A 14,590-nucleotide genomic window follows, 5' to 3' on the forward strand; every position below is an offset into this window, starting at 1 on the left:
CGATAAGGGCGTTTTACATTTTCCGCAAAGATTTCAGGATCATCTTTACTCATCAGATTAAGGAGATTCAGGCTCTTGCGCCGGGCGATACCGGCTGCCGTAGCGGTATCTGCAAAACTCTTAAAACCGTAAGCCGTCAAAATTCTTTCAGGAGTACCAATATCTAAAATAAATTTTTGACTCATCCCTTTTCCTAAATATTCATTGTAAACATGGTTATGCCAGTTTAAAATATCATATGTAGCCTGGGTTTCCATTGCAACAACGCCTTTAACACGGGTAGACTCTCTTAAAACAGGGTCAGGATTGTTTTTATCAGCCATATCATTACTGAGTGCAATCCATATGCTTGCGCCCGCACCAGCAGATCCTCCCATAAAAACCACGTTTTGCTTTTCAATATTGAGCTTTCTGAAATGCATGCGAATATATTGCAACCCCCTGGCTACATCATTAAAGCATTTAAATAAGCCCTTACCATCATCCGAAACGTACCGGTAATTAACAGATGCGTAGGCAATATTATTTGCAAGTAATTTGTTAATTAATGCTTTACTGTTTGGATAAGGCTGTGCCTGGTTACCACGAATAAAACCACCACCAAAAACATAGATTACTAATCCTGAAGGCTTACCAGCGTTTGGTAAAAAAATATCAAAAACCTGTTCTTTTTCCTTTCCATATGAAAGATTTTTAAAGAATGAAAATTTTGAGTTTTCCAATACAAAAGGAGGCGCTGAACGATTGAGTTTTAAAGTATCTGTAATTTGAGCTTTTAAATTCTGAGGTACAATTTCAGTTGCTTTAAAGGCGTATAACAAAAGCAGGCATGCTGCGATTGCAAACGTATTGCGATATCCAGTGCTTTTCATTTGATTAATATTTATATTTTTTTATGAACCGCTGTATTCTTCAATTGAACCGCCTGAAAATAAGCTGTGGCCATAATTCCAGTAAGCAGAACGAAAACAAAAAATACTCGTAAGCTTAGTCTGTTTGAAGAAATTTTCTGCATTACCAGGTCCCTTTATAGAGGTGATCACTTTTTTTACTTTTAATCGGCTTTAATGGTATAGCTAATCCATTTGTTTCCTTTAGCCAATCCCATAAATCCATGTTGAATTGTTTTGCCATATCCTGATATTTCGGATCGCGGATAAGGTTATTAATTTCGTTGGGATCATTTTGCAGATCATATAGCTGATCAATATCCCAAACCCCTATAGTCCTTATGAATTTATACCGGTCTGTTCTTACAGCATACTGAGTTGGGGTTTGAGGAAATGTATTCTCCCAGTAATATTCGTAAAAGACCTTGTCCCTCCATGGAATTTGTTGTCCTTTTAGGAGTGGCTGAAAAGATCTTCCCTGCATCTGAGGAGGTTTGGCCACACCTGCCATTTCAAGAATAGTTGGGGCGATATCCACATTATATATCGCCTGCTTTACTTTGGTGCCAGGTTTAATCAATTGTGGGCAGCGTGCCAATAAAGGCACACGCATTGATTCATCGTAAGCCGTCCGTTTATCGATCAGGCCATGTTCGCCAAAAGCGAAACCGTTATCTCCCATGTATATAACCAGGGTCTCTTTGTCAAGATCATTTTCTTTTAAATAGTCAAGCACGCGCCCAACGCTGTTGTCAACACCCATTAATGTTTCCAGGTAATCCTGGTAAAACTGGTCAAAATCAGTAGCGCCATGGTACATAAAGTCCACACCATGCCAACTGTATCTCTGAGCCCTGACCCATTTTGGGATATCATTATAATTAAATTTTAAATTGCTGGTATCCTGGATGATTCCTTTTGTAAATTTTTTACTTTGACTGGTCGCAGTAGAAAACATGGAAACCGGATATTGGATCTTTATGTTTTTGTATCTGCCGATATCCCGCTTTGCAGGATGGAACTCTGAATGCACCGCTTTATGGGACAGATAAACAAAAAATGGCTTGTTTTTATCCCTTTTCTTTAGCCAGTCGATGGTCAGATCGGTAAGAACATCAGTTACATAAGCACTGTCTTTGTATTGCACACTCTTACCGTCGATATTTAAAAGCGGATTATAATAAACCCCTTGTCCGCGAAAGCTGACCCACCTGCTAAATCCCGGGCGTGGATCAGGATTATCACCTCCCATATGCCACTTGCCGAAATAGGACGTCTGGTATCCGGCTTTTTGTAAGTACTGCGGAAAATAAATAAGGCTTGCAGGTGCAGGTGCTTCATTATCAACAACAGTATGGGTATGGGTATACTGACCTGTCAAGATAGATGCCCGGCTTGGCGAACATAAAGCGGTAGTAACAAAGGTATTTTCCAGATGGGCGCCTTCGCTGGCAAGCCTGTCCAGGTTTGGCGTCTGTAATCCAGGCACTTTGCCTGTAAATCCCATGAAGTCAAACCGATGGTCATCGGAAAGGATGTAAATTATGTTTCGGGGTTTGGTGCCATTTATTTTCTGATAAGTAAGAGAAGAGGTTCCTGATTGTGAGAAACAATTCAGGCAGGCTAAAAAAAAGAATGGCAGAGAACTAAAAAACTTTATCATAAGAGATCTATTGAGAACATGATTAATTACCCTTTTTAACGCCATAATATGGAAATGTATCAAACACATCTGTTTTAGAATTTAGTAGCGGATCTGAAGTTTTTTTTCTCCAATCCGTCAGTTGTTTATTAAAAGTAAACTTAATTTTTGCATACTTAGGGTCGGATGCTAAGTTGTTTAATTGATCAGGGTCTTTTTTTAAATCATAAAGTTCAATTGCGGGTCTTTTGAAAATACTCCATTCCATGTATTTTTTCAAAGCAGGATCATCCTTATGCAGAAGCATGCCTCCTTAGCCATTCTTTTGACTGAATAATCAATAACTGGTTATCCGTATTATTTAAAAGCGACCGACTCTGAGGATCTTTTATGTAATTAAAAGTTTGAACTTCAGAAGGCCGGCCCTGTGGTAGTGATGAATATAATCCTGGTTTAACAGGTGTTAACTGCAATGAATAAGTTGTATTGTTTATTCCCCATAAATAAACGGGGCAATCTGCATTGTCCATATTTTTTTTAGATGATCCCCTTCTCTTTCTCACAATAGTCTGCTGAACTGCTATATTTAAAATCCGCAATATCCCAAACCAGTCCAGCGCGTACCAGATTCTCATGCAGGTAATTTAGCCGGTTGTCCAGCGTTTCATTTGTGCTTAGCTCTATCGGGTGTCATTTAAGAGCGCTGCGCTGAACTCTTAAACCAAAGAGCAAATGTGTGGATAAAAAATCCCTTTATGATCCAATGGACTGCCTTCGGAATAAGTCCATGGACGACACTTTGCATAACTTAACCTTGAGTTGAACTACTGAGGGCAAGTATTTGAGCGATCAGCACAAAACAAAAGCCCTGCAATTTCGCAGTTTTGTTGAACTGGTGTCTGCCAGGATAGCAATAACCAAATGCCCTTATGAGTAAATTTCGTTATCGGATATCTTTTCTTATCCTGATCTGCACAGGTGTCTGTGCCTCCTCGTTCGCGCAGGAAAAAGTGCTGCTGGCTGCAGATTTCATATCGGAAAAAGACAGTGATGTGGTTCCGGGGGTTCTAAAACTTTTAAAAGAGGCTAAAGACCGGAAGGTTTCAAAAATTATTTTCCAGCCTGGAACTTACCATTTCTACGACGATCATGCGTTTGAGAAATACGCTTTCATAAGTAACCATGATTCGGGGCCGAGACGAATGGCTTTTCCGATTATTGATTTTCATGGACTTGAGATTGATGGTGGGGGCGCGAAATTTATCATGCATGGCCTGATCATACCATTTGCTATAGAAAATTCTTCTGACATAACTATCAGGAATCTCAGCGTGAACTGGTTCCGGCCCACTCACAGTGAATTGGTGGTAGCTGGAGTCAGCAGCGATGCCAGTGACCCTTATATTGACTTTGGGATAACAGACCAATATCCTTATGAAATTAAAAACGGCGAATTGATCTTTATAAAAAAGGGTTTTGAGCATAATCTGGAAAACGCAGTGTATTGGGACAGAGCTACAGATGCGGTTGCTTTCCAGAGCAGGGCAATGACCCCTCCGATGAATCAGGCAGTGAAAAGATCTGTCGCAAATCTGAAAGACAAGGAGCCCATTTTATATCCGGTCGATAATAATGATCCGGCGTTCCGGAATCGCAGCATTGAAAACAGCCTTATCGCCACGCAACTCAGCCCTGGCCTGGTGCGCGTCAGAGGCGTGAAGCCTAATTTACCGAAAATTGGCTGGGTGCTGGTTGCCAAAGGCAGAAACGGATATAACAGGCTGGCTCCTGCTTTCAGGCTGATCAGATCGGAAAGGCTGCAGGTGAATAACGTCACTGTTCATCACGCGAGTGGTATGGGGCTAATTGCTGAAAGCTGCAGGGACATCACCTTAACCCGGTTTAATGTCCGGCCAGATGAGGCAGATGGACGGACAATTGCCACGACAGCGGATGCCACCCATTTTGTGGGGTGCCGGGGTGAGATTAAGATGGAAGAATGTACATTCGAAAATCAGTTTGACGATGCTACAAACATTCACGGAACATATTTCGAAGTTACTGATCTAGACGGTAAAACCGCAGGTTTACGGGTCGGCCACTTCCAGCAGACGGGCTATGAATTTGCCCGGCCGGGAGATACGGTTGTTGCGGTGAACCCCAGGAGTTCGGCAAAGGCTCTGACATCATTAACTGTAGACAGCATAAGGATGATCAATCCGAGATACTTCAGGATTTACTTTAAAGAGACAGCAGAGCAGTTAAAGAAGGGATTCTACCTGGAAAACATATCAGCATATCCAACAGTTGAGATCAGTAACTCCAGGATCGTTAACAACCGGGCACGAGGCTTTTTAATCTCCACACCCAGGAGAACAATAATTCAGGGCAATACTTTTAGCAACATGATGTCAGCTATACAATGCCCAAACGAATTTACTTTTTGGTATGAGTCCGGTTTCGTCCGTGATCTTACCATCCGTAATAACACGTTTCTTGATGGATCTTATGGACCACCGAAACCTCTCGCACTTATAAATGTAATGGCCCACGCAGATCAGGGGGAATATATTCACGGGAAGATCGTCATCGAAAATAATACATTTACTACCTTCGCGTCCGCTATACTATCCGCTCAGAATACTCAGAATATTATCTTCAGGAATAATGTGATCCGGTATTCCGGAAAATACCCGCTTAATGCCGACAATCCTGTAGTTAAGCTCCAGAATGTCTTCCGCGCTGATATCACCGGGAACCGTTATGACGCTGCATTTAAAAACTTTATTTTCACTGAACCGCTCCCGGGCAAACTGATTGACCAATCCAACCGGCAGATCGGGTCGGCATCAAAGTAATCTGTATGCGGTCGGACTGGCTCCAAATTTCTTCTTGAATGCCTTGTTGAAATATGAGGGGCTTGAAAAGCCGGATTTATACATCGCTTCTGAGATAGAAAAGCCTTTTGTTGAAAGCAGCTGAGCCGATCTTTTCAATCTGATATCCAGGATAAAAATTTGAATGGACATACCCGTGAGTTCTCTCATCTTTCGGTATAGCACAGGCCTGCTCATAGCTGCCCGCTTACACAATATTTCTACACTAAAATCTGTATTCTCAATATTTTCCTCTATAATGGAAATTATCCCTTTAAGGATCCGCTGATCTCTTGAATCAAATTGAAGTTCTGCGGGCTTCAGCGCCATTTCATTGCTGATCTGTGTCGTTAAACTTTCCCGTTGATGGATCAGGTTTTTAATTTTTAATTTTAATTCCAGTAAATTGAAGGGCTTTGTGATATAGTCATCCGCCATTGCTTCCAATCCACTGATCTTGCTTTCGTAATTGGTTTGCGCTGTGATCATGATCACCGGTATTTGGCGCAAAGCGGGATCAGACTTCATTGCTCTGCACAAATCCAGACCACTCATGCCTGGCATCATAACGTCTGTGATAACCAGTTCCGGTTTAAATTTCTTTATAAGTTTCAGGCCGAACGAACCTTCGGAAGCATCATGCACAATGTATTGTTTCGAAAGCTCATGCTTAAGAACCTGCCTGAAATCTTCATTGTCCTCTACCACGACCAGGCATGATCGTTCAGCTCCTTCGTTATCATGCTGCGGGTTAATAAGATCAAATAGCGCCTTGTCGTCTGTCAGGGTTCCGTCCATGATCTTAAACTGCTCTTTGACCGGAAGATTAAATGTAAAGTTCGTAACGAACTGCATGATGTCTTCCCTGAATTCATTGCTTGCCGCGATTGTACCGCCGTGAAGCTCTACTAAATGTTTGGAGATGCTAAGGCCGAGCCCCAGCCCGGCAGCTGCCTTCTTACCTGGAATTTGAAAGAAGGGCTCAAATACGCGCACTTGTTCAGAGGGAGCAAGTGAATCTCCGGAATTAATTACGGACACTATTAAATTTGAATCTTTGACTTCAATATTGAGTTCTATGGTGCCTTCAGACGGGGTAAACTTAAGCGCATTTGATAACAGGTTTATCAGGATCTGATCCAGTTTAAATACATCGGCTTCGAAAAGAACTTCCGGATTATTTCTTAAAATCAGCCTTATCAGCTTTTCTTGTGCTGCAGACTCAAATTGATAAAAAATAGCTGAGAAGAACTTATCAGAACAAATGACTTCGAGGTTGAGTTCAACCTGCCTGGATTCAAGCTTCCTGATGTCAAGGATCTGGTCCAGGTGTGTTTTAAGTCGGTCCGCGTTTTTTTGTATCAGTTTAAGCCTGGTTTTCAGGTAATCTGAATTTCCAGGTTCACTCAGCAATTGCTCGACAGGAAAGGTGATCAATGTCAGGGGCGTACGGAGTTCATGCGAAACATTCGTAAAAAATTGAAGTTTCTCCCGGTACAATGCCAGTTCCTGCTCGCTGCGGGTTTGATCAAGTTTAAGCTTATGCTTGATATCTAACCTTATGAGCGAATATCGTCTATGCAGGAAGAGCAGGCCAAGAATAATTGCAAAATACAGCATGTAGCCGTAGATGCTTTGCCAGAACGAGGGAACCAGCGTGATCTGAAGGGTGACAGGCTTGTCATTCCAGACACCATTGCCACCGGAAGCTTCCAGTTGAAACGTATACTTGCCCGGCTGCAGTCCGGCATAATTTACGAAACGCTTCTTGCTGTTTGTATAGCTCCATTTCTTATCATATGGTAAGAGCCGGTACCGATAAATTATCTTATTAAAGTTGTAGCTATGTACACTCGCAAACTCAATTCCAAAGTTTTTGATCCCATGATTTAGCTCTATTTCACTGGTGTAGGCGAAATTCTTTTTCAAGATGATCTCTCCGTCAACGGGCAGATTGGGAGTGACGGATCTATTATTGATTACAAGATTGGTGAGCTGAGGAGGAAACACTTCCCGGTTTTTTGAAATGTTCTGCGGATAAAAAATGTTAAACCCATTTATACCTCCAAATACTAATTCGCCTGCGGGAGTTTTAAAAGAGGACCAAACTTTAAAGGCATTGCTTTGCAATCCATCATGGGAATCAAAATAGCTGAAGCTTTTGTTCGATGGATTGTATCTTGTAAGACCCAGGCTGCCTAGCCAGAAATTACCTTCTGAGTCTTCCTCCAGGGTTTCAATATCGTTTGTCAGCAGGCCATCATCGGTTGTGATCGTCTCAACTTCGTATCCGGATCCGGCTTTTTTCAGGCGGCTTAAGCCTCCGCCAATTGTGCCAGCCCAGATGTTGCCTTTTCCGTCCTTATGAAGGAGCGATACCCAATCCGAATAGAGAGATGATCGGGACTTGCCTGAAACTATTCGTTTTTTATCGGTCAGCTTAAACTTATCCCCGAACTCCAGCCTCGTTATACCAGCCTTGCTGGCGAGCCACACCGTACGAGAGCTTGCACCTCGTGTTTCTTCAATAAGAATGTCATTCAGAAAGTCGTTCTGAAGGTGCTTAAGCTCCGGATTGTCATTGCTTGAGAATATCAGTATGGCATTTCTGTCATAAATCATCATGCCCTTGTTCGTTGCAATCCACACGTTAGAATCTTTATCTTCGGTTATTTTGTTTACACGGGTAAAGGGAAAAGGTGTATTGAGTTTCGTGAAGTTCCGCGGGGCATATCCGGTTGATTCCAGAGAGGCGGTAGTTATGTAAATGCCGGCAGTAGTGCCGGCCAGCAGATAACCTGCCTTGTTTTGGTATAAAGCGGTAACGTCGAAAGTACCCCATGGCAGGTTGGGTTTTTTATCAACATTAAAGTATCTCATCTCATTGGCCAGCCTGTCAAAGCGGGCGATGCCGTAGCTGCGGGTGCCTGTCAGAAGATACCGCTGATTATCCGTAAAGAAACATAATGGCTTTTTTACCTTTTCGAAATCCAGTGCCGAAACACCTGTCGGAAACGACTCAAATGCATAGTTATTCTTGTTAATGATCTTAATTCCCCCGCCCAGCGTTGAAATAAAAATGCTCGACGAACGATCTTTGAAAATATTCTTTACCTGGCTTTTCCGCATTCCCGGGTGACCTCCGAAAGGGTAGGACTGTATGATTTTGCCGGAGTTATCGCATTCATACAAGCCATCAAAGCTGGTTCCAACCCAGATTGAATTCTTGTCTGACAATATCGAAACTGCCTGCATATCATTCACTTTATCGATACTGAACCTATTGACGTCGATCTTGTATACGCCGGTCGTGCTGCCTATCAGAATGTGAGAATCGTCCGCCCTGGCTACAGCGTTAACTATTTTCAATTCATTCGTAAAAAACCGCATGAAATCGCTTTTCCCCGCCGGCTGATAATAAAGACCTTCCAACGTTCCTATCCATAGCCCTTTATTACGGTCAAGAAAGAAAGATTCGGCCACCTTTGTCAAAGCCGGCACTTCTTTGAATGAAATTCCGCGTGTTCCTTTGAAAATCCCGGTTGTTGTTCCAACCCAAATGCTTTTATTACTTAGCAGCTTTATTGATACTATTTCTTTTGCAATTGATTTGTCGTTTTTGATCAGGCTGAAACGTGAAAACTGACCTGTAATGAGATCGAAAAAATTAAGCCCGCCGCCCTGAGTGCCTACCCATAGCCCGTTTCTATCCAGGTCAAATTCCAGTGCAGTGATCCTGTTGGTAATTACCGAACCCGGATCTGAATGATTGTTTCTGAAAATAACCATATCGTTGCCATCGTAGCGGCATAAGCCATCCAGAGTAGCAAACCAGAGGAAACCCTTGTTGTCCTGCACTGTGCAGAAAGCATCAGTATGGGGGAGGCCATTATTGATATTTAGCTCCTTATATGGAATATTTGAATTCTGGGCATTGCCTGCGACCGGCATAAATGTCAGAATTGTAAAAAAAGAAAGAAAAGCGAACCAGTTTACAAACTTTGACAGAATACCCTTTACGGGATACGGATACTTCATTTTATCTATAATGGAATATAAACTTACGATTTAGGAGGTAACTCAAGGATATAATTTATACTTTATAAATTATATCGTGCTTAGCCAGCACGGAGTATCCACTACAATGATCTGAGATTTATGTTCACACTCTCAATACCACAAAATGAACTTTCAATGCAATATTGTTAAGCCGGTATTGCCAAACTTTAACCTGTAATTGTAAAGACAAACTATGGAACTTAAATTTTTAAAACTAAGATTTGTAAGGACTGCACCGACCTTGTTCGCTTGTAAGGATAATCTGTTTTTGATGCCTGGTAATCATTATTCCCGGTTCATACTGTGTTTCTTTTTATTATTTATTGCAATACCTTCAAGCGATCTGGTTGCGCAGAAAGTAGCTACGAAAGTCAATTTTCTCTTTATCATCGCCGACGATATGTCGTTAAATGCGGGGATCTATGGTGAACAGGCAATTAAAACTCCGGCTATCGACGGCCTGGCTTCCGACGGAGTGGTATTTAAAAAAGCGTTTTGCGCAGCTTCGTCCTGCTCTCCGTCGCGGGCGAGCATATTGAGCGGAAAGCATCCGCATGAATTAGAAGAAGGAGGGAATCTATGGAGTACTTTCCCATCGAAGTTCCCAAACTACACAGTACGTTTGGCTAAAATGGGGTATCGCATCGGCTTAAATGGGAAGGGATACAGTCCGGGTCAGGTTGAGCCTGGGGGATATAAACAAAATCCGGCAGGTCCGCTGTTCAAGAGCTTTGACGAGTTTATCGGAAAACTTGAGAATGAAGAACCCTTTTGCTTCTGGCTTGGCAGCAGTGATCCTCACCGGCCTTACGTGGCTGGGTTGAAAGACGCGACCTCAATGGATAGAGCAAGGATAAAAATGCCGGGTTGGCTGCCCTCAAATGAAATTGTACGCAGCGATATCGCTGATTACCTGGCAGAGGTAAAACGCTTCGATGAGACCATTGGTAAAGCAGTCGCTTTATTAAAGGCGAAAGGTTTATATGAAAATACGCTGATAATCGTCACATCCGACAATGGGATGCCCTTTCCCCGGGCGAAAGCAACGGTTTACGACTCAGGGAGCAATGTGCCGCTGGTAATGAGTTGGGGTAATAACTTTGAAAAAGGGAGAAGCTACAATGAACTGGTTTCGCTGATAGACATAGCTCCCACGATACTGGACGCTGCCGGGCTCACACCTGATGAAGCCATCACCGGAAGATCACTCCTTCCCCTGCTGCAGAAAAATAAAAAAGACAAGCGTTTTCGCCAGGTTTTTCTCGAACGCGAGCGACATGCAAATGTACGCCCGGATCTGTTGGGATATCCTGTACGAGCGATAAGGACGTCAGAATACCTATATGTAGAGAATCTAAAGCCCGACAGGTGGCCTGCGGGGGATCCCGATTACACAATTCCACCAGGTCCTTTCGGAGATATTGATGATGGACCCACGAAGGCCTTTTTAATGACGAACCGAAATAATGCTGCCTATTCAAAATGGGTAAAGGCAAGTATGGAAAAGCGGCCTGCGCGAGAATTGTATTCCCTCAGGGATGATCCGGATCAGCTGAACAACTTAGCTGAAAATCCGGAGAACGAAAAAGCTGTAAGGGTTCTTAAGAAGCAACTGGATAGCTGGCGCCGGAAAACAGGTGATCCCCTGCTCGGTAATAGCGAGGATATTTTCGACACCTATCCTTATTACGGCAGGAAGGGTAAGGCTGAGCAATAGCAGCCTCTAGCATGAGTTTGGCTGCTGGCAACTGGTGTGCATCAGTTAACTCTAAACCGAAATTGTTTCAAGCGATTTATGAAATTTGAATGAACCCCTCAATATTAACCATTAATTTAAATTATGAAGAAATTTTCACGTTCTTACTGGCTATTGTTAATAGTTTCGGTTGCAGTACTTCTAGGGATTAGCGAATATGCCTTTGCCCAGCAGTCTAATACAATTCGCGGAAAAGTACAGGATGAAAACGGGCTTGCTATGATTGGCGTATCGGTCAGATTGAAAGGAACTTCCCTGGGGGTATCAACAGATACCGATGGCCGATTCAGCCTTGCTTCTCCTGAAAAGGAAGGAATTCTTGTTTTCTCTTTCATAGGATATATGACCCAGGAGAAAGCCGTATCAAGCCAGTCAGACTATACTATTTCCATGTCGCCGGACCGAAGCTCTTTGAATGAGGTGGTCGTTGTTGGCTATAATACCCTGCGCAAGAAAGATGTATCAGGTTCCGTGGTGTCTGTTTCCCAGGACCAGCTCAAAAATCAAACTGTTACCGGCTTCGATCAGGCTCTTAAGGGCCAGGCTGCAGGGGTGCAGGTTGTTCAAAACAGCGGGGCTCCAGGTTCGGGTGTAGTAGTACGGATACGGGGAAACAGCTCAATTACTGCCGGTAATGATCCTCTTTACGTAATTGATGGGTTTCCCATAACCGGCGGCTCCAGGGGTGCGGAAGGGCTGCCCGTAAGTTCAAATCCTTTAAACTCGATAAATCCTGCTGATATCGAAAGCATCGACATATTAAAGGATGCTTCGGCTACAGCCATTTATGGTTCCCGGGGGGCTAACGGGGTGGTGATCATTACAACTAAAACCGGGAAATCCGGCAAGCCGAAGTTGATATTCGACACGTATACAGGAATCCAGAACATAACTAAAAAAGTAGATGTACTGAGTGCAGCGGAATTCGCGGAATACCATATCGAATCGAGAAATAATGGCTGGCTGCAAAGCGGTGGAAATCCGGCGACACCCAACGCCTCGCGTGGTACTTTTGCTGTGCCTTCTATATATTTCGACCCCACCAAGTGGACGAACACAGATTGGCAGGACGAGATTTTCACAACAGGGAAAGTCCAGAATTATAACCTGGCACTTACCGGAGGGAATGACAATACCCGGTATGCCATATCTGCCAGCCACTTTAATAATGAAGGGACATTAATAGAAACCAGATTAAAGCGATACTCTTTTAAAGCTAACATCGATGCTAAACTAAGTGATAAGCTGAGCATGGGTCTCCGGCTGACGCCATCATACTCCAGCAACAATGAAGCAAACAGCGACGGACATTTTGCGGGTGCTTTGGTCGGTATGGCACTTAGGCTTGCGCCTTTTATCGGGCCTTACATGCCTGACGGTACGTATACTAATCCGCTCGCGCTTCGCAACGCAGCAAACCTGGGAAGTCTGGGGGCGGTGGATAATCCGGTAGCAGCGGCAAGAGAAAACCAGTATGATCTTAACCAGAGCAGATTTCTGGGGAATATGTTCATGGATTATAATATCACTAACAACTTAAAATTTAAGACCTCTATCGGGATCGACGCAAATTTTAACCGGGTGCATCGGTTTCTTAGCTCCCAAACAGGTCGCGGTGGTACCCCAGCTCCAAGCGTGCCTTCGGGAAACGCCACATCCGGGCAGGAATTAGAGTGGCTCAACGAAAATCTGCTGACCTATAATAAGCAGATTAATTCGAAACATCTGATTAACGCATTAGCCGGATTTTCACTTCAGAAAAATGACTTCCAGCTTGTACAGGTGTCCGGGAGTAATTATCCAAATGACAATGTCCAGTATGTTTCTGCCGCCGGCCTGATTGCCGGCGGGTCGGAAAACCGAAGCCAGTGGTCGCTGGTATCCTATTTCAGCAGGCTTAATTATACGTTCGACGATAAATATATAGTGACTGCTACGATCAGGCGCGACGGTTCGTCCAGGTTCGGATCGGAAAACAAATACGGGCTGTTTCCCTCAGGGGCGCTCGCATGGAGAATGTCTGAAGAAAACTTTATGAAAAAGCTGGACTTCATATCTGACTTTAAATGGAGAGTAAGCTACGGGAGATCGGGGAATAACGCCATTGGGAACTATACATTTGTTCCGAATATTCAGAATCTTACCTATGTTCTCGGAGCGACCCCTGCCCTGGTAAATGCTACTGCACCCGGACGGCTTGCAAACCCGTTTGTCACCTGGGAAACCAAGCGTTCTGTTAACCTCGGAGCTGACATAGGCTTTCTCAATAACCGGATCGAACTCACTGCGGATGTTTACAAATCAAACACCAACGGATTGCTTCTTAATGTGAATATTCCGGGGATATCGGGATTCGCCACTTCCCTGCAAAATATTGGTGAAGTACAGAATAAGGGTCTTGAGCTTTCGGTTAGTACTGCCAACCTGGTGAACAAGCTTAAATGGAATACCCGCGCCAATATCAGCTTTAACCGGAACAAAGTTATAGCCCTGGGAGGGGCGGCGGGCGATTTCATTGAAGCTGGAAATTCGCGTACAATAGTAGGACAGCCTCTGGGGCGCTTCTACATGCGCGTGACACAAGGCATTTTTAATACCCAGCAAGAAATTAATGCCCATGCAGTTCAGGATAACAATCCGAGGCCTGGCGACAGGAAGTTTAAAGATGTGAACGGTGACGGAGTGGTGAATAATAATGACCTGGACTTTGTTGGTGATCCAAACCCGGAATTCAACTTTGGAATTTCAAATACACTGTCATTTAAAGCTTTCGACTTAAGCATTACCGCAAACGGGGTGTCTGGAAATGATATTTTTTACAATTATGCGGTAGGAGCCAATTTAAATGGCAATCTGAATCAGGATGGTGTGATCCGTGGAAGGTGGATGTCACCCCAAAATCCGGGGACGGGCAATATTCCCAGAGCCATCTTTGGCTTTGGTACACTAACGGATGTTGCATCAGACTTCTATATGCTTGACGGTTCTTATCTCAGGATATCAAATATCACCCTTGGTTACGCCGTGCCGGCAAAATTAGCGGGCAAGATCGGCGCCGGTTCTGCCCGGTTCTTTGTAAGTGGTCAAAACCTCCTCACCTTAACCAAATATCCGGGCTACGACCCTGAGCTTGGAGCTGGAGGTGGAAACCCTTTGAATAACGGCGTGGATGCGGGACTCTATCCCATGTCCAGATTGCTTTCTATGGGATTAAATATTTCATTTTAAAAAAATTCACTATGAATAAGATCACAAGACTTTTGGTTTGCTTACTGCTGCTCAGTGCTTCGTCGTGCAAAAAATTTATAGAACTTGAACCCCTTGACCAGTCGAATACCGGGAATTCATTCAATAGTCCGGCTGATGC

General features: G+C 43.6%; 8 protein-coding genes. 3 read left to right on the plus strand and 5 right to left on the minus strand.

All coding sequences use genetic code 11. The features are described from left to right. The 4 genes from WKF69_RS06520 to WKF69_RS06535 form a co-directional block, all read right to left on the minus strand. Nucleotides 1–872: alpha/beta hydrolase (locus tag WKF69_RS06520; RefSeq protein ID WP_340380561.1), on the minus strand; the 872-nt coding region annotated here is incomplete at its 3' end. 142 nt (nt 873–1,014) lie between these two features. Beyond that, nucleotides 1,015–2,553 (minus strand): sulfatase, encoded by a 1,539-nt coding sequence (locus WKF69_RS06525; RefSeq protein WP_340380563.1) that lies wholly within the window; start codon nt 2,551–2,553, stop codon nt 1,015–1,017. A gap of 22 nt (nt 2,554–2,575) precedes the next feature. Beyond that, nucleotides 2,576–2,800: a hypothetical protein gene (locus tag WKF69_RS06530; protein ID WP_340380565.1), complete on the minus strand. Its 225-nt coding sequence runs from the start codon at nt 2,798–2,800 to the stop codon at nt 2,576–2,578. A gap of 25 nt (nt 2,801–2,825) precedes the next feature. Beyond that, nucleotides 2,826–3,167 carry a hypothetical protein gene (locus WKF69_RS06535; protein WP_340380567.1) on the minus strand — a complete coding sequence of 114 codons (342 nt, stop codon included), beginning with the start codon at nt 3,165–3,167 and terminating at the stop codon, nt 2,826–2,828. Nucleotides 3,168–3,461: 294 nt separating this feature from the next. Between WKF69_RS06535 and WKF69_RS06540 the strand changes: the two genes are divergently transcribed. Continuing rightward, complete coding sequence (locus tag WKF69_RS06540; protein WP_340380568.1) at nt 3,462–5,390, plus strand: right-handed parallel beta-helix repeat-containing protein; 1,929 nt, start codon at nt 3,462–3,464, stop codon at nt 5,388–5,390. Here WKF69_RS06540 and WKF69_RS06545 read toward each other — a convergent pair. After that, nucleotides 5,382–9,446 carry a response regulator gene (locus WKF69_RS06545; RefSeq protein ID WP_340380569.1) on the minus strand — a complete coding sequence of 1,355 codons (4,065 nt, stop codon included), beginning with the start codon at nt 9,444–9,446 and terminating at the stop codon, nt 5,382–5,384. The two genes, WKF69_RS06540 and WKF69_RS06545, sit on opposite strands and share 9 nt — an antisense overlap. Before the next feature lie 214 nt (nt 9,447–9,660). Here WKF69_RS06545 and WKF69_RS06550 point away from each other — a divergent pair, with 214 nt between their 5' ends. Both WKF69_RS06550 and WKF69_RS06555 read left to right on the plus strand, forming a co-directional pair. Beyond that, nucleotides 9,661–11,184: a sulfatase gene (locus tag WKF69_RS06550; protein ID WP_340380570.1), complete on the plus strand. Its 1,524-nt coding sequence runs from the start codon at nt 9,661–9,663 to the stop codon at nt 11,182–11,184. Between the two features lie 123 nt (nt 11,185–11,307). Further along, nucleotides 11,308–14,451 (plus strand): TonB-dependent receptor, encoded by a 3,144-nt coding sequence (locus WKF69_RS06555; protein ID WP_340380571.1) that lies wholly within the window; start codon nt 11,308–11,310, stop codon nt 14,449–14,451. Nucleotides 14,452–14,590 lie beyond the last annotated feature (139 nt).

It is taken from the genome of Daejeonella sp. (assembly GCF_037719425.1).
Taxonomy (GTDB): domain Bacteria; phylum Bacteroidota; class Bacteroidia; order Sphingobacteriales; family Sphingobacteriaceae; genus Daejeonella.

Bases quoted from the DNA above. Each gene is read 5' to 3' on its own strand.
- WKF69_RS06525 (WP_340380563.1), bottom strand. From the start codon at position 2,553: ATGATAAAGTTTTTTAGTTCTCTGCCATTCTTTTTTTTAGCCTGCCTG.
- WKF69_RS06530 (WP_340380565.1), bottom strand. From the start codon at position 2,800: ATGGAATGGAGTATTTTCAAAAGACCCGCAATTGAACTTTATGATTTA.
- WKF69_RS06535 (WP_340380567.1), bottom strand. From the start codon at position 3,167: ATGAGAATCTGGTACGCGCTGGACTGGTTTGGGATATTGCGGATTTTA.
- WKF69_RS06540 (WP_340380568.1), top strand. From the start codon at position 3,462: ATGAGTAAATTTCGTTATCGGATATCTTTTCTTATCCTGATCTGCACA.
- WKF69_RS06545 (WP_340380569.1), bottom strand. From the start codon at position 9,446: ATGAAGTATCCGTATCCCGTAAAGGGTATTCTGTCAAAGTTTGTAAAC.
- WKF69_RS06550 (WP_340380570.1), top strand. From the start codon at position 9,661: ATGGAACTTAAATTTTTAAAACTAAGATTTGTAAGGACTGCACCGACC.
- WKF69_RS06555 (WP_340380571.1), top strand. From the start codon at position 11,308: ATGAAGAAATTTTCACGTTCTTACTGGCTATTGTTAATAGTTTCGGTT.